Below are 19,268 nucleotides of genomic sequence, written 5' to 3' on the forward strand. Positions count from 1 at the left end.
GGGAGCTGGCTTGCCAGCGATGAGGCCCGCCCTGTCGCAGCAACTTTCAAACTGGAACAAGGCAGTCGCAATGTCCTCACGTGTCGCCAGCAAGTCGTCGGCCCATCCCATCCCCCACACCGCCGCCCCGGCGTTGCTGATCCCCGCCCTGCTGCTGTGCATTTCCGGCGCGGCGGCGCTGGTGTATCAGGTGTTGTGGATCAAGCAGCTGTCGCTGGTGGTCGGTGTCGAGGTCTACGCGATCACCACCGGCATCAGCGCCTTCTTTGCCGGGCTGGCCATCGGTGGCTGGCTGTTCGGGCGCTGGGCGGATCGCCTGGCGCAACCGGTTCTGCTGTATGCCGGGCTGGAAGTGCTGGTGGCCGTGCTGGGCGTCGGTGCGACGTTTGCCATGAGCCTGGCGGCCAGTCCGTTTGCCTGGTTGCAGGAGCATGTCGGCCTGCTGGCCTGGGTGTTGCCGTTCATTCTGGTGGGCGTTCCGGCGGTGTTGATGGGCGGCACGCTGCCGGTGCTGGTGCGCTCGCTGGGCAGTGCGCCGGGCAAGGGCGGCGGCCAGTTGTATGCGGCGAACACCCTGGGAGCGATTGTCGGCACCCTGCTCGCCGCGTTCGTGTTGATCGCCACCCTCGGTGTACGCGGCAGTGCGTTGGCCGCAGCGATGCTCAATCTGCTGGCCGCCGCTGGCGCATTGGGTTGGCAGCGCCAGCATCCGATGCCGATAGAAGCGCCGCTCAAACATCACAGCGAAAAAGCCCCTGATCGCACCGCCCTCTGGCTGTATTCCATAGCCGGCGGGGTGGCCCTCGGCTACGAAGTGGTGTGGTCGCAATCGATCGTGCAGTTCATGAGTACCCGCACCTACGCGTTCGCCGTGGTGCTGGCGACCTACCTGACCGGGCTGTTTCTGGGCAGCGCCTTGCTCGCCCGTCGCGTCGAACGGATTCGCGATCCGTGGGGCGTGTTCGGGCTGCTGATCGCCGGCGCGGGACTGATTGCCCTGCTGGAAATCGCCCTGCTCGGGCGCTGGCTGGTGATCGCCCAGAGTCAGGCGGAAATCTGGCTCGTGACTCAAGGCGCCAGTGAACTGGCCGGCATGAGCGCACGTTTCGCTGTTGCGGCGTTGTGCATTGTGTTCCTGCCGACCTTGCTGCTGGGCGCAGCGTTTCCGTTGGCCCTGCGCTTGAGTGTCGGTCACGAGCATGTCGGCCGCGATGTCGGCGCGGTGGTAGCGTTCAACACGTTGGGCGGGATCATCGGGGTGATGCTCTGCGGTTTTCTGCTGATTCCATTGCTGGGGCTGGTGCGCACGCTGGGCTTGCTGGCGATCATCGCTGCCGGCATCGGCTGGTTCGCCGTGCGCAAGGGCCATGGTGTGAAGAAAGGCCGGCGCCAGGCAGTGGCCGCGTTGGGCTTGCTGTCCGTTGCACTGGCCGTGCTGACCCCGGTCGACAAACTCGCCAGCCTGCTCCCCGGAGCGCGCAACGGCGAGCTGGCCTTCTACGAGGAAGGACGCGGCGGCACGGTCGCGGTGGTCACTCAAGGCCGGGGCCAGAACGCATTTCAGCGCCTGTACATCCAGGGCGTTTCGAACACCGGCGATGCCATGCCGTCGCTGCGCTACATGCGGATTCAGGCGCTGCTCCCACTGCTGATCCACAACGGCGAACCGCGCTCGGCGCTGGTGATCGGCTTCGGCACCGGCATCACTGCCGGCGCGTTGCTGCGCTATCCGGGGCTGGAACATCGGGTCGTGGCCGAACTGCTTCCGTCAGTGATCAAGGCTGCGCCGCTGTTCAAGGGCAACTTCAATGCCGCAAGCGATCCCGGCGTCGATGTGCGGCTGCGCGACGGTCGCCAGGAACTGCTGCGCAGCCCACAGACCTATGACCTGATCACTCTCGAACCGCCACCGCCCTCCGCGGCCGGCGTGGTGAATCTGTATTCCCGGGACTTCTATCAACTGGCCGCCAGCCGTCTGGAGAAACAGGGACTGGTCGCACAATGGTTGCCGCTGCCGACCCAGAACATCGACGACTCGCGGTCGTTGGTGCGCAGTTTTCTCGACGTGTTTCCGTACGCGACGCTGTGGACCAGCGAGTTCCACGAGATGCTGCTGGTGGGCTCGCTGACACCCATCGAACTGGATGCCGAAAAAATCACCCGACGCCTGCAACAGGACAGCGTACGCAGTACCTTGCAGGACGTCGGCATCGGTTCGGCGCCGGCGTTGCTGTCGACCTGGGTCACCGATCGCGCCGGCCTCGAACGTTTTGCGGCAGACGCACCGGCGGTGAGCGACGATCAGCCGCGCATCGAATACGCGCCGTGGGTGCGCACCAAGGAAATCACACGGGTGTTGCCGGCGCTGCTGGACCTTTATGTTGCGCCACCGTTGGTGAATGCCGATGCCGGGTTTGAAGAACGGATGCAGGGGCACAGACAGCGCCTGATGCAGTTCTACCGCGCAAGCCTGCACGCCTATGACGGGGATCGGGACGCGTGGGGACGGGATATTCGCGAGGTGATGCAGGGGGATGGCGGGAATCCATACTTTCGCTGGTTTGTCGGGCAGTGATGTGGCGCCTGTTACATCGCAATCGCTAGCAAGCTAGCTCCCACAGGGGATTTGCAGTGTTCAGCAATCCAATGTGGGAGCTAGCTTGCTAGCGATGAGGCCATCAGCCCCGCTGCATTATTTGGATTTGAGCTTGAGATACGACTGATGCATGTCCGATGCCCAGCCATCGATCACGGCTTTCACATCGGTGGCTTTCATCACCTGAGTGTCGTTTTCCAGCGGTTTGCCAGTGCCTTTACGGACAACCTGCGCGACCACTTTGTTGTTGCCGCCATCGAGGAACACCGCTTCGGTGGCCAGGGTGGTTTCCTGATCGCGACTGCCGCTGGCCGTGGTGACCGCTGCTGCCACCAGCGCGATCGGGATCACTTCATAGGCATGCAGGCCTTCGGTCTTGCTGCTCACAGCTGTGATCGCCGCCCGCACCACAATCACGCCAGGGCCAGGACCGTTGGCCAGTGGCAAGGATTTGCCCACTTCACGCTTGAGCGCCTGATCGTAGTAAGCGGTGATGCCGTTGAGGGTCTGTTGCGGAATCTTCACGGTTGGTTGAGGTTTCGGGTAAAGCTGCGTCGGCTCGATGTAGACGCTGGTGAATTTGTTGATATCAATCTTCGGATCGACCCAGCGCATCACCTCGGCGCCGGACGGGGACTTGGCCTCCTTGAGCTGGCTGTAGTCCTTGAGGAACCCGGAGTACTCTTCTGGAGCAACGGTTTTGCTGGAGCAACCCACCACTCCGAGAGTGGCAATGCACAGACTGCTCATCATCACGGCTAGCTTCATGCTGTAACTCCTGTCAGAAGGCCTGATTTGTTGGCTGGGGGAGTTACAGGTATAGCTAAAAACCCGCGAATTGCGATCAGAACACACAATATTCGCGCCACGTTGCCTACCGGCTCACAACGGTCATTTGACAGATGCAGGTCAGGCGGCAAAGCTGCATCGAGCTTGAACGCACGCCAGAAGGCAAACGCACCTGGACTACGGAAGTCGCAATGCCCAAGCATAAGAATAAAGATGCACCGCGCCAGCCTGATGCTTCACCGACCTCGATTTCACGCTACCTGTTTCCTGCCACCATCGGCCTGCTGCTCGCGGCCGTGGCGGGGATCGGCTGGTTTCTGTTCAGCCCCGCTCCATCACCGGTCAAAGTCGTGCCGGTCAACACGCCTGTGGCGGTGGCGACCAAACCTGCACCCACACTGCCCGCGTCCATGGTCGACGAGCAGCAATGCCAGGGCTGCCACCAGCAACAGTTCAAGGACTGGCAAGGCTCCCATCACCAATTGGCGATGCAACCGGCGAATGCCGAAACCATGCTCGGTGACTTCAACAATGTCACCTTCAAGGCTGAAAACGAAACCACCCGTTTCTCGCGCAAGGGCGATGATTTCTGGGTCAATACGCCGGGTATCGACGGCAGGAATGCCGACTTCAAGGTCGCTTATACCTTCGGCATCGCGCCGCTTCAGCAATACCTGATCGAAGTCGGTGAAGGCCGGTTGCAGGCCCTTGGCATCGCGTGGGATACCGAGAAAAACCGCTGGTTTCACCTCTACCCCGGCCAGGGCGTGAATTTCAAGAACCCGCTGCACTGGAGCAAGCCGAGCCAGAACGCCAACTTCATGTGCGTCGAGTGCCACACCACCGGGTTCAAACGCAATTTCGACGCTGCGACCAACACCTTCGCCAGCCACTGGAACAGCCTCGGCGTCGGTTGCCAGGCCTGCCATGGGCCGGCGTCTAATCATCTGCAATGGACGGCGAGAAAAACCGACCTGATCCACGCCGGGTTCGACGTCGACCTCAAGAACAAGAACGTCACCGTCGAAATCGAAACCTGCGCCCGCTGCCATGCCCGTCGCGCACCGCTGGGCGATGGCTACACCGTCGGCAAACGGCTGATGGACGATTACCTGCCCAGCACCCTGACCCGCGAACTGTATGCGCTGGACGGCAAGATCAAGGACGAAGTGTTCGAACACGGGTCCTTCGCCCAGAGCAAAATGTTCGACAAGGGCGTGCGCTGCAGCAACTGCCACAACCCTCACAGCACCGAACTGAAAGCACCGGGCAACGCGGTGTGCCTGCAATGCCACAACACCGCCGGCAAGACCTCGGTCGAAGGCGTCGACGGCCAGGGCCTGCAAGCGAAAAACTACGACAGCGTCGAACACACCCGCCACACCATGGGCCAACCCGGCTCGCAATGCGTGGATTGCCACATGCCCGGCAAGTTCTACATGGGCAACGACTTCCGGCATGACCACAGCTTCAGCATCCCCAACCCGGAGCGTGCGCAAAAACTCGGCACGCCTGACGCCTGCCTGACCTGTCACCAAGGCAAGGCCGGCGACAAAGTCACCGCACAATTCAAATTGTGGAGTGCCTCGACCGAACCTCAAGCGCCGCGTTACGACGAGAGCTTGTGGCTGATTCGCAACGGCCAGCCGGGCGCCGCGCAGGCGTTGTATGAGCAGTTGCAACGCAGCAATCTGCCGGCCATCCAACGAGCGACATTGCTCGCGGAACTGCCGCTCTATCCAAGTGAACAGGCGCTGAAACTGGCGACCACGGATCTGAAGAATCCGGCGCCACAGGTGCGCGAAAGCGCGGTGCGGGCGATCAGCGCGTTCCTGCCACCACCAGAGCGTTTGCCGCTGTTGACACCGTTGCTCGGTGATCCGGTGAAAGCAGTACGAATCGTCGCGGCGCGGGATCTGCTGAGTGTTGCCCGCAATGGACTGGGCCCGGCTCAGGCCAATTGGGAGGCGGCGATTGCCGAGTACGAAGCCGTGCAGAAGAGCCTCGCCGAACGTGCCGAGGCCAACCTGAATCTGGCGATGCTCTATCAGGCCAGCGGTCGAGGTACGGAGGTTGAAGGTCTGTTGCGAACAGCATTGAAACGCGATCCGGACTTCTACCCGGCGCTGGTGACGCTGGTGCAATGGCTGGAGGCCAATGGTCGTGGTCAGGAGGCGCAACAACTGCTCGATGCCAGCCTCAAGGAACACCCTGACGCGGCCCTGCTGCAACACACCCGAGGCCTGTCACTAATCCGCGCGGGCAAGACCGCCGAAGCCATGTCGGCCCTGAGCAAAGCGGCGCAACTGGAACCGCAGAACGCGCAGTACGGTTATGTGCTGGCGGTGGCATTGCATGACAGCGGCAAGGTGGATCAGGCGAGCGAGCAACTGGAGAAACTGCTCAAGGCACAGCCTGCAAACCGCAATGCGCGGTTGTCGCTGATTCAGTGGTATCTGGACAGTGGGCAGGAGCCGAAGGCGCAGGTGTTGTTGCAGGGGTGGAAGAGGATGAATGTGGGGGATCCGGCTTTGAAGTGATCGGCTTCAGATTGCCAAGCCCTCATCGGAACGCCGCCCGCCTAACCCTCTCCCAGAGGGAGAGGGAACCGATTGGGGGATATTTGAGAGATACACCGACTTGAACGATCTGCCCTGAATCCATAATCGACGCGATTTTTCAGGTCGATGTATGTAGTAGCACAACTCGGTCGGCTCCCTCTCCCTCCGGGAGAGGGCTGGGGTGAGGGGCTTTTGACTTTAGCGCGGCACAAGCGCTACCAGGTCGAACTCTCCCCACTCCGCAACGCCATCTCCCGCCGGCTATTCAACCGCATCGCCTTGATCAACGAAACCGTACCCACCAGCAACAACGCCGCACCAAACAGGAAGTCGATGTTGTACAGCTGAAAATCCTGCACCGGTCCCACCAGCACGGTGCGCACCACGCCGATCCCCACCAGCGTGGCAAGGAAATCGATCCCCGGTTCATCGCGGTAGAACACCAGCAACAACGGCAGGCACAACACCAGCAGCATCAGCAGCACCACAACCTTGAACGCGCCTTTGCGCTCGACGCTGAACGCGCATTCGTGGTGGCCGTAGGCTTTGTAGTCTTCGTCGCGGACCATCACGTTTTTCTCGTTGATGTAGTCGGCGCGGTTGTACTTCTGGATGGGTGTGAAGGTGTTGGACATCTCCATCAGCGTGGTGATGTTCTTGAAGCGCAGGTCGACGCGCTCGTTGCCCTTGAGGTAATACAGGACTGGCTTGTAGCCGTAGCGATAGGTGTCGAACGGAAACTCGGTGACCCGGCCCTGAACGCCGATCGGGCGCGATTCGAGTTGGGCGAACGCACTCTTGTCGGTCGAGGCGAGGTTGCGACTCAGCGGCAGGACTTTCACTTGCTCAAGGAAGATCGGCGTGACGCCGTAGGACCACTGCAACGGTTCCAGGCGCAGACGCAGTTCGTTGCGGCCCAGGTCATAGCGGTTGAAGGTGCGTTCGGACACCACCACCGCGCCGCTGAGCATGAACTCCCCGCGCAGGTTGTTGGTGATGCGCAAGGTCAACTGATCCTTGCCCAGCAGCGCCGCATCCGAGGATGGCGGCGTGCCGCACCACGCGGTGCTTTCGCCGACACCGCCGAGCTGACCGCCACGGCTTTCGTTGAATACGTAGATGTAACCGGCCCACAACGTCAACATCAACAGCAACGCCGTCAGGCCCAAGATCTTCTTGCCCGCACTCACAAACAGACTCCCTTCTTCGTTCCGTCGTCCAGCCGAAAACCCGCTGGCGACGGGGACTCTACCAAAAGGCCACCATCGACCCAAGAAAAAATCCCCGATTTGTAAGGGTTCTAAGGGTTTCCCCTGTGCGGGCCTCGCTTCAACGCCGACGGAACAACGGCCTCGGCTCGATGACCGAACGCCCATACAACACGCTCATCCCCGCCAACCCCTTGAGCGCATCCTCGGCGGATTTGTCCTCACGCACCGCGAAGCTGTCGAAACCGCACTGGCGCATGTGGCTCAGCTGATCGCGCAGTACATCGCCAATCGCCCGCAACTCGCCTTTCCAGCCGAAACGGCTGCGCAGCAAGTAGGCCTGGCTGTAGGCGCGGCCGTCGCGAAAGCTCGGGAAGTCGAGGGCGATCAGCGGCAGCGATGACAGCCATGGCAGCAGGCTTTCGACGCCGTCGTCCGGGCCCAGCCAGACTGCATGGGTCGAGGGTGATTCGAGCCAGTGGGCCAGCGGCAGAATCAACATCCCAACGCTGGACTCTGTTTCAGGTGAGCGGATCAGCGTCCACGGATCCTCCGGCACAATCCGCGCCCCGCTCGCCTCCATCCGCAGCAGGTTGTTCATGCCAACACCTCCAGCGCTTTCGGGTAGACCCGTTCCTTGAACGGCTCCAGGCCGATGCGCGCCACGGTATCGACGAACAGTTCTTCGCTCTCGCGGTAGCGCACGAAGGTGCCGATGATCCGCTCGATGACCTGCGGCACTTCGGCGGCGCTGAACGACGGGCCGATAACTTTGCCCAGTGCGCTGTTCTTGCCCTGAGACCCGCCGAGAGTGATCTGATACCACTCGCTGCCGTTTTTATCGACGCCAAGAATCCCGATGTTGCCGATGTGGTGATGGCCGCAGGCGTTCATGCAACCGGAGATGTTCAGGCTGATGTCGCCCAGATCATGCAGGTAATCGAGGTTGTCGAAACGCGCCTGAATCGCCTGGGCGATCGGGATCGATTTGGCGTTGGCCAGCGCACAGAAGTCACCGCCGGGGCAGGCAATGATGTCGGTCAGCAGGCCGACGTTCGCAGCGCCCAGCCCCTGCTCTTTCGCCAGTTGCCACAGCGCATACAGATCGGATTTGGGCACATCCGGCAAGACGATGTTCTGCTCGTGGGCGATACGAATCTCGCCGAAGCCGAAACGCTCGGACCAGTCGGCCACCGCCAGCATCTGTAAACCGGTCACGTCCCCAGGCGGCGAAGCCAGGCCCGGTTTGGTCGACAGCACCACGCTGGTGTAGCCCGGCACTTTGTGCGGTTGCACATTACGCGCGACCCAACGGGCGAACGCCGGGTTGTCGGCCAGGTGCGTACCGAAATCCAGATCGGTGCCCGCCAGCGTGCGATAGCTCGGCGACACAAAGGCGTTGGCGACCCGCAGGTATTCATCCTCAGTCAGTTGCGCCGGGCCGTCCTTGAGGTGTTGCCATTCTTCTTCGACTTCTTTGGCGAACGCCTCGATGCCCAGCGCCTTGACCAGAATCTTGATCCGCGCCTTGTACTTGTTGTCGCGCCGGCCGTGGCGGTTGTAGACCCGCAGCACCGCCTCGACGTAGGACAGCAAGTGCTGCCACGGCAGGCCATCGCGGATCTGCAAACCGAGGATCGGCGTGCGCCCCAGACCACCGCCGACGATCACCCGCAGCAGCATTTGCCCGCCACGACCTGGGTAAAGGTAGAGGCCAATGTCGTGCATCATGATCGCCGCGCGATCCTGCTTCGCCGAGCAGATGGCGATCTTGAACTTGCGCGGCAGGAACAGGAATTCCGGGTTGATCGTCGACCATTGCCGCAGGATCTCCGCCAGCGGGCGCGGGTCAATCAGCTCGTCCGCCGCGACCCCGGCGAAGGCTTCGGTGGTGATGTTGCGCACGCAGTTGCCCGAGGTCTGGATCGCATGCATGTTGACCTGCGCCAGACGTTCGAGGATGTCCGGCACCTCTTTCAGTTCGATCCAGTTGAACTGCATGTTCTGCCGCGTGGTGAAGTGGCCGTAGCCTCGATCGTAGTCACTGGCAATGCTCGCCAGTGTGCGCATCTGTTCGGCGCTCAAGGTGCCGTAGGGAATTGCCACCCGCAGCATGTAGGCGTGCTTTTGCATGTACAGGCCGTTTTGCAGGCGCAGCGGCAGGAACTCTTCTTCGCTCAACTGCCCGGCCATGAAGCGCTCGACCTGATCGCGAAACTGCGCAACGCGCTCGAACACCAGCGCCCGGTCGTAATCGTCGTATTGATACATCGGCTACCTCATCAGCACTCAGCACAACTCCTGTGGGAACGAGGCTTCTAGAGATTGCGCGATCTGGCGCAATCTCTAGAAGCCTCGTTCCCACAGATTCCTGAAAGCACTATGACGTTGCAGCGCAGCCCGTTACAGATTCACCTGAACGCATAAAAACCGTATCAGGGCGCGGCAGATGGCCGCAGGCAGCGCTTCAATCTGATCCGCATAAATGAACAATTCCTGAGCCTGTTTTGTTTCCGGTGGGGTTTCTACAGTGCAGCTCGTGCCAGACCGGGTGGCCTGGCAAGACTTTGCAACCGTGGAAGAACTGACCATGAGCACAGCAACAATCGGACAGGCTTATAACTACAAGGTCGTCCGCCAATTCGTCATCGCGACTGTTTTCTGGGGCGTCGTGGGCATGGCGATGGGGGTATGGATCGCCTCGCAACTGGTATGGCCGGACATGAATCTGGACTTGCCGTGGACCACCTTCGGCCGCTTGCGACCGTTGCACACCAGCCTGGTGATTTTCGGTTTCGCCGGCAGCGCGCAATTTGCCGCCAGTTACTACGCGGTGCAGCGGACCTGCCAGGTGCGGCTGTACTCGGACAAGCTCGCAGCCTTCACTTTCTGGGGCTGGCAATCGGTGATCGTGATCATGCTGGTCACTCTGCCGATGGGTTACACCACCACCAAGGAATACGCCGAGATCGAATTCTCCGGCGCGGTGTGGATGGCGGTGGTCTGGGTCGCGTATGCCGTGGTGTTCTTCACCACCGTGGTACAGCGCAAGACCAAACACATCTACGTCGGCAACTGGTTCTTCGGCGCGTTCATCCTGGTGATCGCCATGCTGCACGTGGTCAATCACCTGTCGATTCCGGTGGACTGGTTCAAGTCCTATCCGGTGTATTCCGGCGCCACCGACGCCATGGTGCAGTGGTGGTACGGGCACAACGCGGTGGGGTTCTTCCTGACCACCGGGTTCCTCGGGATGATGTATTACTTCGTGCCGAAACAGGTCAATCGGCCGGTGTATTCGTACCGGTTGTCGATCGTGCATTTCTGGGCGCTGATCACCCTGTACATCTGGGCCGGCCCGCACCATTTGCACTACACCGCGCTGCCGGACTGGGCGCAGTCATTGGGCATGGCGATGTCACTGATCCTGCTGGCACCGAGCTGGGGCGGGATGATCAACGGGATGATGACTTTGTCCGGCGCCTGGCATCAGTTGCGCACTGACCCGATCCTGCGCTTCCTGGTCTTGTCGCTGGCGTTCTACGGCATGTCGACCTTCGAAGGCCCGATGATGGCAATCAAGACCGTCAACGCCCTCTCCCACTACACCGACTGGACCATCGGCCACGTACACGCTGGCGCTCTCGGCTGGGTGGCGATGATCACCTTCGGCGCGACCTATCACATGGTGCCCAAGGTCTTCGGCCGCGAACGGATGCACAGCACGCCGCTGATCAACCTGCACTTCTGGCTGGCGACCATCGGCACGGTGCTGTACATCGCCTCGATGTGGGTCAACGGGATTACCCAGGGCCTGATGTGGCGGGCGATCAACGAAGACGGCACGCTGACCTATTCGTTCGTCGAGGCGCTGCAGGCCAGTCATCCGGGGTTTGTGGTGCGCTTTGCCGGCGGGGTGTTCTTCCTGACGGGCATGCTCTTGATGGCCTACAACGTGTGGCGCACGGTGCGAGTGGCGGATGTTGCGATTGCCCACCGTGAAGCGCAGATCGCTTGATCAAGGGAGCCGGTCATGTTCGATATCGTTTTGAATGTGTTGGGCGTACTGTTTCTGTGGTTGTCGGTGGAGTACTGCTTGCGCCACGAAACGGCTGAGAGCCTGGATGATGCGAGTCTGACGCCGTTTGCGGATGATCCGGAGGTGGCGCGGCGGGTTGAGTTGGCTACGGGCAAGACTGTGAAGGCGGTGGCGCCGGAGGTGGCGAAGCCGGGGTGGGTCAATCTTGAGATGTGAGGTGTGTCAGCCGAGCGGCCCTCACCCTAACCCTCTCCCGGAGGGAGAGGGGACTGACCGAGTTGCTCTTTCGAGTTACGCCGACCTGAAATGTCGAGCCGAACTCAAGCGCTGAAAAGCCCCGATCTGATCCCTTTCCGTCGAACTCAATATTGAAAACAACAAAAATCTGCTCCCTTTTCCCCCTAGCTCTGGTTTGAAAACAACGCAGATCTGCTCCCTTTCCCCCCGAGCTCTGGTTTGAAAACAACGCAGATCTGCTCCCTTTCCCCCTCTCCCCTCTGGGGAGAGGGCTGGGGTGAGGGGTGGCTCTTGATCTTAGGTGCGGTCTCGAGGAATCAGGCTCTGCAGTTGCTGCGCAAGAAAATTCGCATCGAAGGCAAAGGTGTCGGGATCTTTCAACCCATTGGTCTTGCGCCACTGCCACTCCCCGCCCGGCAGCCCCACCAGCGAAATACTCCCGTAGCGCGCCGCCGTCAGCCCCATCACTGCCAACGAAATCTGCCCGCCACTGCCCATCACATCCGGCACGAACTCCACCGGTTTGCCGGCAATCAGGATGCTCAGCTTTTCAGTCTTGAAGGTCGATGTTTCCACGGGGATGCTCGGCCCGAACGCCACATACGCTTCGCGACTCACCTCCAGCAACCCCGGTGCCTGCACCGGCTCCAGCCATTGCTGGATCTGCCCGAACAATTCGGTAATCCGTGTGGCCCAGGTCGCCGACTGTGTCTCGAACAATTGCTTCTTGTGCGCTTCGCTGTCGGCATAGTGGCGAAGCATTTCGCCCAGTTGCTGTACGTCGTCCATTGCGGTGTTCCTTCAAGGAGCGGTGCTGCGGACTTTGAGCATGGCAGATGCCAAGGACGACCGTGCAAGTCATTTGCCTGCACGGCCGCCACTTCGGCCATGGACTGACAAAAGGTCAGCGCTTGCGCAGACGCGCCATGCTCAAGGTATCGACCCATTGCCCGTCACGCACGGCGTAATCGCGAAACAGGCCCTCGTTTTCGAAGCCGAACTTGCGGTAGAGCCCGATGGCCGCCTCGTTGTCGGCGTACACCGAAAGCTCGACCCGGTGCAGGTTCATCCAGTTGTCGGCAATGTCCAACGCTGCTGCCAACAGCTTCGAACCGACACCCTTGCCCTGCCACGCCACCGCAACGGCCATGCCGACACTGCCGGCATGACTGCGGCGAATTCGCGAAAAAGCCTCCAGCCCGAGATGCCCGATCACCGCACCTTGATGCAACACCACCAGTTTCACCATCCGTTCGTTTTCGGGCATCAGCCGTTGGCGCCAGATCTCGGCAGACTGAAACGGCATCTGCAACACCTGCCGGGTCACGGCCGGGTCGTTGTAAAGCGCGGTGACGCCTTCGACGTGGGACTCGCTGAAGCGTTCGAGGTGAATGGCGGGGTTGTGCTCAGGCATGAAAGATCCCTCCTGGATCAGTGCGTGGCCGGTCACTGTAAACCGCCTCTTCACGGATTCGCCATGCCTGTTTAATGCTGTTGACCGAAACGTCCGGCAAGCCACAACGGCTTGCGCCATTGCCTACGCATCCGCCAGAATCCGCCGGCTTGTGCGCCTTGGGGGCCGGCTCTATCGTTTCCGGGTCGCTGATGAATCAGTGATCGGGTCTCGCAGCCCGCGATTTCTAGACGCACAACACCCTCCAGTTTTATGGCGGCTGTACGTGGGAGACCCTCGGGTCTGCCGGTTCTAGAGTCCCGGTCTGCGACCCGCGTATAGCTGCCACCCCTTCGTATCGCAGCGAATCGTGGCGGCTCCATGACTCTGGAGATTCAATCATGATCAAACCAACGCCAAACCCACCCGAAACCGACCCGACCTCGCCCTACGAAACCCTCGACTCCAAGAAATTCCACGAAGCCGCCGACCGCGCCCTCGATCACTACCTCAATCCGTTCCACCCCAGAAAACCGCTGCTCAAACCCAACACCCGCTACCTCATCGCCCCCGGCATCCCCAACGAAGAACTGCTGGCCGACGCCTGCGAAACCCTGACCTCCGCCAAAACCATGGCCAGCGATTTCGCCGGGATGATCGATGCGCCGCAGCGGCATGTGCTGCTGGGCATCGGGCAACTGATCATGCTGGCGGAGCTGGCGGTGAATCGGGTGCTGGATAACCAGGACGTGGCGGCAGAGCCTCGGCCCTGAGTGATGAAACCAAAACGGCCCTGCATGGGCCGTTTCGTTCGATCGCTCCCACGCTCTGCGTGGGAATGATCTCAACCTACGTGGTTATTCGAACCACTCCTGTCGTTCATTGAACGTACGCTGAATCAACTCAACCAACACCTGCACCTCACCGACACTCTGCGATTCTCGGTTCACCGCCAACCACGCCTGCAACCGCATCGCCTCGTCAAACAACCCCGGCAACGCCACCAACCCGCGATCGAACCGGCTCATGTACATCGGCAGCAAACCAATGCATGCGCTGCACCGGATCATCTCCAGCATCAGCTCGTAGGACTGCATCTGCACCACCCCGGCCAAGCGCTGTTCGACCAGTTCATTCCACGGCCGGAAGCTGTCGATCTGCCGATCATGCTGCCATTGCACCAGCATGAAATCGGCAAGGTCGTCCGGACTTTCCGGGCGTGCAGTCACGCGGGAATAACGTTTGGCAATGTGTGGCTGATACTCCAGTTGCGCGAGGCGTTGCGGTTCGCTGGTGGCGAAGGTCGGGCCCGGATGCGGGGTTTCGCCGTGGGCGAGCCAGAGCACGATGTCGGCGCTGACGGCGCGCAGGGCCAGTTCGCTGTCGAGGGCGATGATCTCCAGGCGCACGCTGGCGTTGCGGCGCAGCAGTGCGATGAGGTCGCGGCCGAGGATGTCGTGCAGGATCGATTCGGCGACGGCCAGCCTGATCAAGGGCTGCTCGATCACCGGGAGTTTGCGTTCGTTGGCCAACGCGATCAGTTGCGCCTGCAATTGCTGGCCTTCGCGGGTCAGGCTGAGGGCGCTGCCCTGAAAGCTGAACAGCGCGCATTGCAGTTGCTGTTCGAGCTGCGCCAGTTGTTTGCGCAGCAAAGTCGAGCGCACGTTGAGGCTGCGGGCGGCCTGCATGAAGCAGCCGCAACGGGCGCTGACCAGAAAGTATTGCGCGACGTCGCCGTCGAGGGTCGCCGCTTGCGCCAGCCAGGGTTCGTCCTTGTCCTGGGGCCAGCGGAAATCGGCGCTGCTCTGTCGTGCTGCGGGTTCGGTGAATGACATCGATGACTCCCTGTCGATCTTTGTTGTTTGCCTTTGCACACATTCCCTGTGGGAGCTGCGGTGGATCTGAATTACAGCTTTTCCTCCAGCACCTTGTTGAGCTCGGCCCCGTCGATGCTCAGCGTTGCGGTGTTGAGCATGCCGTCCAGATAGGCCTGGGCGATCTGTTCCTGACGTTGTGCCCGCAAGGCCTGGGTCAGTTGATCTCGCAACTCGTCAAGGGTCGCGGTGCGGGCCGGTTGTTGTTCGGTGAGTTTGATCACGTGGAAACCGGCGCTGCTTTGTACGGGATCGGAAACCGCGCCAACCTTGAGTCGCGCCACGGCGCCTCGCACTTCCGGCACCAATTGCTGCAACGGTTGCAGGCCAGTGTCACCGCCGCGCTCAGCAGTGAGCCGATCCTGGGAAAACTCTTTGGCCAACGCCGCGAATTCCGCTGGGGTCGACTGCGCTTTCTTGCTCAACTCCGCCGCCTGCTTGCGCACAGCTTCAAGATTCTGCGGCTCGTTCACCCCGAGGAAAATCTGGCTCACCCGATACAGCGCCGGTGTCTGCCAATTGGCCTTGCCCGCGTCATACGCCTGCTGCAACTCGGCAGCGCTCGGGTAATCCGCCGGTACTTTGCTCACCGACTGCAAATAGTCGCGGAACACGATCTGTTCGGTGGCCGCGCGGGTTTGCCGAACCACGTCCGGACGCTGTGCCCAGCCTTGGGCATCGGCCTGTTCCAGCACGGCTTTTTCAGCCAGGCGTGAACGAATCCAGCGCTCCAGCGCCTCACGATTGCCGCGCAACTGCTCGCGGGTCTGCGGTGGTACGGCCGCCAACAGTGCCTGCAATTCCTCAGGCGACACCTGCTGATTACCCAGCCGCGCCACCGCCGGCCCGGCATTCGCCGCGATCACCGGCGCCGGTTGCTGGGCGGCGACCGGGTCATTACCCGGCCGCACCACCAGCGCCACGGCCACCACCAACAGCGCCACCGCAGCGGCGCTGATTACCATGGCAGGTTTCGTCACAGCGCGACTTCCTCTTGCTCGGTCACGGCTGCTTTGGCGGTTTGCACAGCGGCACTGTTTTGCGTGAAGTCACGCAGGTACACGATGAATTCCTGAAGCAGGCGATCCCACAATTCCAGGTTGCCGCGCAAGTAATCGTTGCTGACGCCAGCGGCCACCACCACGTCCATTTCCATCACCAGAAATTCGCCCTGCAACGACAACCGGGCAAACCGGCGGGTCGCGTTCCACTGTTCGGCCACACCGGCCGGCAACTCACCCTGCACGCGCAAGGCGCAGCTGAAAGTGAAGTCGACGTAGCTGCCCTGCTCCGCCACCGCCGGATTGCCGAAACGCACGGCATAACCGATGCCCTGGCTGGCGCTGAGCAACTGGACGATGCCGTTTTGCTCGGTCTGGTTGACGCGATAACCGGCGGCTTGCAGCACGTCGGTCAGGGATTGCGGGGATACGTGGGAGATCAATTGAGTCATTACTTCTTCCTTGTTTATGAGTCTTTTAATCAGTGCGCGATCGCGGCTTGCGGCGCATCGAATTGAGTCTTGTACAGCTCATCGCCGAAGCCCTGAGCCAGTTCATCGAACTTGACCCGGGCGCTGCCGGCGAAGGGCTGGCGGATTTTCATCACCTCGGCCACATCGATGTTTTCGTAGGCGGTGAGAATCTGCTTGGCCACGCCGTACATCTGCTGATTCTTGACCGAACATTGCTGCACTTGTGTGTCACGTTCGGCCAATTGCGCTTGAAGCTTAGACCGTTCTGCCTCTTTGGCACGGGCCATGGCCAACAACTCGTCATAGGCCTTCTTGAACTTGCCGACCTGCTCGTTGCTGGCTGCCACCTGCGCCTGAGCCTGGCTGTGCAGACTGTCTTGCTGCCCGGCCAGTTGCTCGGCGACGCCTTTGGCCTTGGCCAGCTCAGCAGTCAACTGTTTGATTTGCGCCTGCGCAGCCTTGGCTTCGTTCTGCGCCGCCAGTTGCGCGGCGCTGGCTTGAGCCTGCTGGCTTTGCAGGGTTTGCAGCTGCTGGGTGGTGCTGCGCAACTGGGTGCGCAGGCGTTCCTCCATGCCTTCGGCGCTCGCCCCGGTGGCGATCAACATCCCGAGTCCAAGCCATAAAAAGCGGATTTTCATAACCCTCTCCCGGCGCCTTAGAAGCGCGTGTTGATCTCGAGCTGCAAGACGTCGATGTCGAACGGCGCGCCATACACCGCTTCGGTGCTCATCCAGCGGCCGGTGGCGTAGACGTTCTTCGCCAGGCCGTAATTGCCGCCGAGGAAATAGCCCTTGGCGTTGGTGCCGCCGAGGTGGAACGACGAGTCGTTGAAGCCGTCAGGCAAGGCGTCCGGCTGGATGTACTTGTAGCCGGCGAACATATTCCAGTCGCCCTGCTTCTTCAGCTCCAGCGCACTGCCGAGGGTGAACTGGACCATCCATGCATTGGCGCCGCTTTCGATGTTGCCGCTGCTGTCGAGGTTGTTGGCCAGTTGCCCGGCCGCACGCTTGCGCATGTCGCCTTCGTCGTAGCCGAGGTTGTGGATGTAGTTGCCCTGGGTGCGCAGCTTGAAGTCTTCCGGCAGGTCGGCGTCCCACACGAGGTTCAGGTCCAGCAGATTGAACTCGGAGGCCAGGCCCACGAATTGCGGCTGCGGCGTTGTGCTCGGGTTGAGCGGGTTCGGCGTGATGTCACGCAGCAGGAACACGCTGTTGCCTTTCTGCATGAACGCGGCACGGGTGCCGTCGGTGTCGCAGCCCGGCGCGCCGGCCCAGGGTTCGCAAGGGCTGGAGCGCTGGCCTTCAATGTCGTCGAAGCGGTAGTAAGCCAACGCACCTTTCAAGCGGTTGTTGCTGTTGATCGCCCATTTGGCGCCGATTTGCGCGCCGTACAGCCATTTGTTGTCGCTTTCTTCCTTGTCGAAGCCGTTGCTGGTGGTGGTGTCGTTGGTGTAATCCACCGGGAACGCGCCGACGGTGCCGAACACGCCCCAGTCGTTGCTGAGTTTGTGGTCGAAAATCGCCGCCACGCCGTCGAAGTTCAGGTCGTTGGAATACAGCATGTCGGTGGACATGAACGGGTTGGCGAACCGGCCACCGGTCAGCGTCAGTTCATCCGACGGCTTCCAGGTCAGGTAACCCTGATCGAGCCAGATGTCTTTCTTGGCAAAACCGCCGCCGAGGTTCTGGGTGGTCGACACCGGGTTGTTGTCCGAGCCGGTGCCGATGCGGATGCCGGCGGTCCATTCCGGCGAAATCACCGCTTTCATGCCCAGTCGGGCGCGCAGGCGGAACAGGTTGGTACGGTCTTCACGGGTGTTGAGCAACGGCGGCAACGCGGTGCTGCTGTTGGGGTTCACGTCATACGGGCCGTTGTTGTTGAGCTTGGCGAAGTCGACGATTTCGTTGCTGTTGCTGCCCGAGTAGTAGCGCGATTCGTCACGCAGGCGAATGTCGCCGTCGAAGCTGATGCGCGAAGCCCAGTCCGGGAAAGTGTTGGGCGCGGCCCAGTTTTCCTGCTTGGCGGTGGCCATGACTTCAGCCTTGACCTGATCGCGGATCTGGTCGCGTACCGCGGCCGGCACGTATTGCACCCGCACATCGCCAGGGGCTGCGACCGGCCCGGCTGCCACAGCGGTAGACGCCGCAGCCTGCTTGGCCTGGGCCGCTTCGTTCTGGGCCTGGGCGATCAGCGCGTCGGCCTTGTCCTGTTTCAGAATGCCTTGCTCGACCAGCAAGCGGATCAGATTGATCGTGGCGTTCTCCGAGGGCGCAGGCGCTGCCGCGGCCTGACCGACCAGGGTCGCGATGACCATGCCGACCGCCAGGGACAATCGATTCACGTTGGAAATCATCTGCACACAACTCCTTTTCATACAGCTTTATGAATTCGGTTAACCCGGACGCCGCCCTTGCAGGGACATGCGCACAGGCAAGGTGATGGAGGCCGGTGGCCGTTCGCTCAGATGCGGCGCGTTACGCAAGGCGGCCAGCACCTGACTGTCGATCTCGGGGTTGCCACTGGACTTGATCAGCTCGACCCGGGTGATCTCGCCGACACTGCTCAGCCACACATCGGCCTGCAGCGAAAACGCGAGGTTGCGCAGGTCGGGGTTCTCGCGCAGCAGCTTCTGGAAGGTGAACGCGAGGAACTGGCTGTAGGTGCCGTTGCCCACTCGCCCACCGCCCGCGCCGGCCATGCCGCCGCCCTTGCCCGCGCCGATGTTGAAGGCGTCGTTGCCGCTCTGGGCGTCGCCGTCCATTTGCATCGGGTTGGCCAGATCGTCCGCCGGTGATGGCGGTGTTTCTTCCTCGGGCTTGACCTCTTGCGGCTCGGGCGTTGGCTCGGGCTCGACGATTTTTTCTTCCACCGGGGTTTCCGGCTCCGGCGGTTTTTCCGGCGGCGGAGGTGGCGGTGGCGGCAACGGAATGATCGTCGGCACCTTCGGCGCTTCCCGGCGGATGCCGCTCATGTCGTTGGCCCACTGCCACAGGAACCACGCGGCGAGTGCGGCGAGAATCAGCCCGGCGCCCCACTTCGCATAGCGCAAGGGCGACTTCTTCACCGGCAGCGGTTCGATCGGAAGTTGTGCGGTCAT

Annotated in this window: 17 protein-coding genes; 5 read left to right on the forward strand and 12 right to left on the reverse strand. The window is 61.5% G+C overall.

All coding sequences use genetic code 11. The annotated features are described in order from the left end of the window. The first annotated feature begins 70 nt into the window (after window positions 1–70). The gene (locus tag JJN09_RS06715; protein WP_249486383.1) at window positions 71–2,575 is read left to right on the forward strand and encodes a fused MFS/spermidine synthase; all 2,505 of its coding nucleotides are present in this window, start codon (window positions 71–73) and stop codon (window positions 2,573–2,575) included. 117 nt (window positions 2,576–2,692) lie between these two features. Here the strand turns inward: JJN09_RS06715 and JJN09_RS06720 are convergent, their stop codons facing one another. Beyond that, window positions 2,693–3,364, reverse strand: coding sequence for a DUF3313 domain-containing protein (locus JJN09_RS06720; RefSeq protein ID WP_249486384.1), 672 nt, complete (start codon window positions 3,362–3,364; stop codon window positions 2,693–2,695). Window positions 3,365–3,576: 212 nt separating this feature from the next. Here JJN09_RS06720 and JJN09_RS06725 point away from each other — a divergent pair, with 212 nt between their 5' ends. Next, window positions 3,577–5,925, forward strand: coding sequence for a tetratricopeptide repeat protein (locus JJN09_RS06725; protein ID WP_249486385.1), 2,349 nt, complete (start codon window positions 3,577–3,579; stop codon window positions 5,923–5,925). A 236-nt stretch (window positions 5,926–6,161) separates the two neighbouring features. Here the strand turns inward: JJN09_RS06725 and JJN09_RS06730 are convergent, their stop codons facing one another. The 3 genes from JJN09_RS06730 to JJN09_RS06740 all read right to left on the reverse strand — a co-directional run bounded on the left by JJN09_RS06730 (window position 6,162) and on the right by JJN09_RS06740 (window position 9,425). After that, window positions 6,162–7,136 (reverse strand): hypothetical protein, encoded by a 975-nt coding sequence (locus JJN09_RS06730; protein WP_249486386.1) that lies wholly within the window; start codon window positions 7,134–7,136, stop codon window positions 6,162–6,164. Between the two features lie 139 nt (window positions 7,137–7,275). Beyond that, window positions 7,276–7,755, reverse strand: coding sequence for a DUF934 domain-containing protein (locus JJN09_RS06735; RefSeq protein WP_249486387.1), 480 nt, complete (start codon window positions 7,753–7,755; stop codon window positions 7,276–7,278). Beyond that, window positions 7,752–9,425, reverse strand: coding sequence for a nitrite/sulfite reductase (locus JJN09_RS06740; RefSeq protein WP_249486388.1), 1,674 nt, complete (start codon window positions 9,423–9,425; stop codon window positions 7,752–7,754). The genes JJN09_RS06735 and JJN09_RS06740 overlap by 4 nt, the downstream gene beginning before the upstream one ends. A 319-nt stretch (window positions 9,426–9,744) precedes the next feature. Here JJN09_RS06740 and ccoN point away from each other — a divergent pair, with 319 nt between their 5' ends. Together ccoN and JJN09_RS06750 are read left to right on the forward strand one after the other, a co-directional pair. Next, entirely contained in the window at window positions 9,745–11,172 is a 1,428-nt protein-coding gene (gene ccoN / locus JJN09_RS06745) for a cytochrome-c oxidase, cbb3-type subunit I (RefSeq protein WP_096821819.1), read from the forward strand. A 15-nt stretch (window positions 11,173–11,187) separates the two neighbouring features. Continuing rightward, window positions 11,188–11,409, forward strand: a complete 222-nt coding sequence (locus JJN09_RS06750) for a CcoQ/FixQ family Cbb3-type cytochrome c oxidase assembly chaperone (RefSeq protein ID WP_085708239.1) — start codon at window positions 11,188–11,190, stop codon at window positions 11,407–11,409. A gap of 318 nt (window positions 11,410–11,727) precedes the next feature. On the opposite strand, the gene JJN09_RS06755 is transcribed toward JJN09_RS06750, so the two are convergent. Beyond that, a complete protein-coding gene (locus JJN09_RS06755) occupies window positions 11,728–12,219 on the reverse strand; it encodes a hypothetical protein (RefSeq protein ID WP_249486389.1) in 492 nt (163 codons plus the stop codon). A 115-nt stretch (window positions 12,220–12,334) separates the two neighbouring features. Continuing rightward, entirely contained in the window at window positions 12,335–12,844 is a 510-nt protein-coding gene (locus tag JJN09_RS06760) for a GNAT family N-acetyltransferase (protein WP_249486390.1), read from the reverse strand. Between the two features lie 380 nt (window positions 12,845–13,224). Here JJN09_RS06760 and JJN09_RS06765 point away from each other — a divergent pair, with 380 nt between their 5' ends. Further along, window positions 13,225–13,596: a DUF6124 family protein gene (locus JJN09_RS06765; RefSeq protein WP_192553448.1), complete on the forward strand. Its 372-nt coding sequence runs from the start codon at window positions 13,225–13,227 to the stop codon at window positions 13,594–13,596. 84 nt (window positions 13,597–13,680) lie between these two features. Here the strand turns inward: JJN09_RS06765 and JJN09_RS06770 are convergent, their stop codons facing one another. From JJN09_RS06770 to JJN09_RS06795, 6 genes are all read right to left on the reverse strand, one after another. Then, window positions 13,681–14,658 (reverse strand): LysR family transcriptional regulator, encoded by a 978-nt coding sequence (locus JJN09_RS06770; protein WP_249486391.1) that lies wholly within the window; start codon window positions 14,656–14,658, stop codon window positions 13,681–13,683. A 71-nt stretch (window positions 14,659–14,729) separates the two neighbouring features. Further along, a complete protein-coding gene (locus tag JJN09_RS06775; protein ID WP_249486392.1) occupies window positions 14,730–15,677 on the reverse strand; it encodes a peptidylprolyl isomerase in 948 nt (315 codons plus the stop codon). Then, complete coding sequence (locus tag JJN09_RS06780) at window positions 15,674–16,150, reverse strand: YbjN domain-containing protein (RefSeq protein WP_249486393.1); 477 nt, start codon at window positions 16,148–16,150, stop codon at window positions 15,674–15,676. The genes JJN09_RS06775 and JJN09_RS06780 overlap by 4 nt, the downstream gene beginning before the upstream one ends. Window positions 16,151–16,179: 29 nt before the next feature. Further along, a complete protein-coding gene (locus JJN09_RS06785) occupies window positions 16,180–16,809 on the reverse strand; it encodes a DNA repair protein (RefSeq protein WP_249486394.1) in 630 nt (209 codons plus the stop codon). Window positions 16,810–16,826: 17 nt separating this feature from the next. Next, complete coding sequence (locus JJN09_RS06790) at window positions 16,827–18,524, reverse strand: putative porin (protein WP_249486395.1); 1,698 nt, start codon at window positions 18,522–18,524, stop codon at window positions 16,827–16,829. 39 nt (window positions 18,525–18,563) lie between these two features. Next, complete coding sequence (locus JJN09_RS06795; RefSeq protein ID WP_249486396.1) at window positions 18,564–19,268, reverse strand: energy transducer TonB; 705 nt, start codon at window positions 19,266–19,268, stop codon at window positions 18,564–18,566.

Source organism: Pseudomonas sp. HS6, assembly GCF_023375815.1.
Taxonomy (GTDB): Bacteria; Pseudomonadota; Gammaproteobacteria; order Pseudomonadales; family Pseudomonadaceae; genus Aquipseudomonas.

Excerpts from the sequence above, each read along its gene's own strand:
- JJN09_RS06715 (WP_249486383.1), top strand. The coding sequence starts at position 71 with ATGTCCTCACGTGTCGCCAGCAAGTCGTCGGCCCATCCCATCCCCCAC.
- JJN09_RS06720 (WP_249486384.1), bottom strand. The coding sequence starts at position 3,364 with ATGAAGCTAGCCGTGATGATGAGCAGTCTGTGCATTGCCACTCTCGGA.
- JJN09_RS06725 (WP_249486385.1), top strand. The coding sequence starts at position 3,577 with ATGCCCAAGCATAAGAATAAAGATGCACCGCGCCAGCCTGATGCTTCA.
- JJN09_RS06735 (WP_249486387.1), bottom strand. The coding sequence starts at position 7,755 with ATGAACAACCTGCTGCGGATGGAGGCGAGCGGGGCGCGGATTGTGCCG.
- JJN09_RS06740 (WP_249486388.1), bottom strand. The coding sequence starts at position 9,425 with ATGTATCAATACGACGATTACGACCGGGCGCTGGTGTTCGAGCGCGTT.
- ccoN (WP_096821819.1), top strand. The coding sequence starts at position 9,745 with ATGAGCACAGCAACAATCGGACAGGCTTATAACTACAAGGTCGTCCGC.
- JJN09_RS06750 (WP_085708239.1), top strand. The coding sequence starts at position 11,188 with ATGTTCGATATCGTTTTGAATGTGTTGGGCGTACTGTTTCTGTGGTTG.
- JJN09_RS06755 (WP_249486389.1), bottom strand. The coding sequence starts at position 12,219 with ATGGACGACGTACAGCAACTGGGCGAAATGCTTCGCCACTATGCCGAC.
- JJN09_RS06760 (WP_249486390.1), bottom strand. The coding sequence starts at position 12,844 with ATGCCTGAGCACAACCCCGCCATTCACCTCGAACGCTTCAGCGAGTCC.
- JJN09_RS06765 (WP_192553448.1), top strand. The coding sequence starts at position 13,225 with ATGATCAAACCAACGCCAAACCCACCCGAAACCGACCCGACCTCGCCC.
- JJN09_RS06770 (WP_249486391.1), bottom strand. The coding sequence starts at position 14,658 with ATGTCATTCACCGAACCCGCAGCACGACAGAGCAGCGCCGATTTCCGC.
- JJN09_RS06780 (WP_249486393.1), bottom strand. The coding sequence starts at position 16,150 with ATGACTCAATTGATCTCCCACGTATCCCCGCAATCCCTGACCGACGTG.
- JJN09_RS06785 (WP_249486394.1), bottom strand. The coding sequence starts at position 16,809 with ATGAAAATCCGCTTTTTATGGCTTGGACTCGGGATGTTGATCGCCACC.
- JJN09_RS06790 (WP_249486395.1), bottom strand. The coding sequence starts at position 18,524 with ATGATTTCCAACGTGAATCGATTGTCCCTGGCGGTCGGCATGGTCATC.
- JJN09_RS06795 (WP_249486396.1), bottom strand. The coding sequence starts at position 19,268 with ATGACCGCACAACTTCCGATCGAACCGCTGCCGGTGAAGAAGTCGCCC.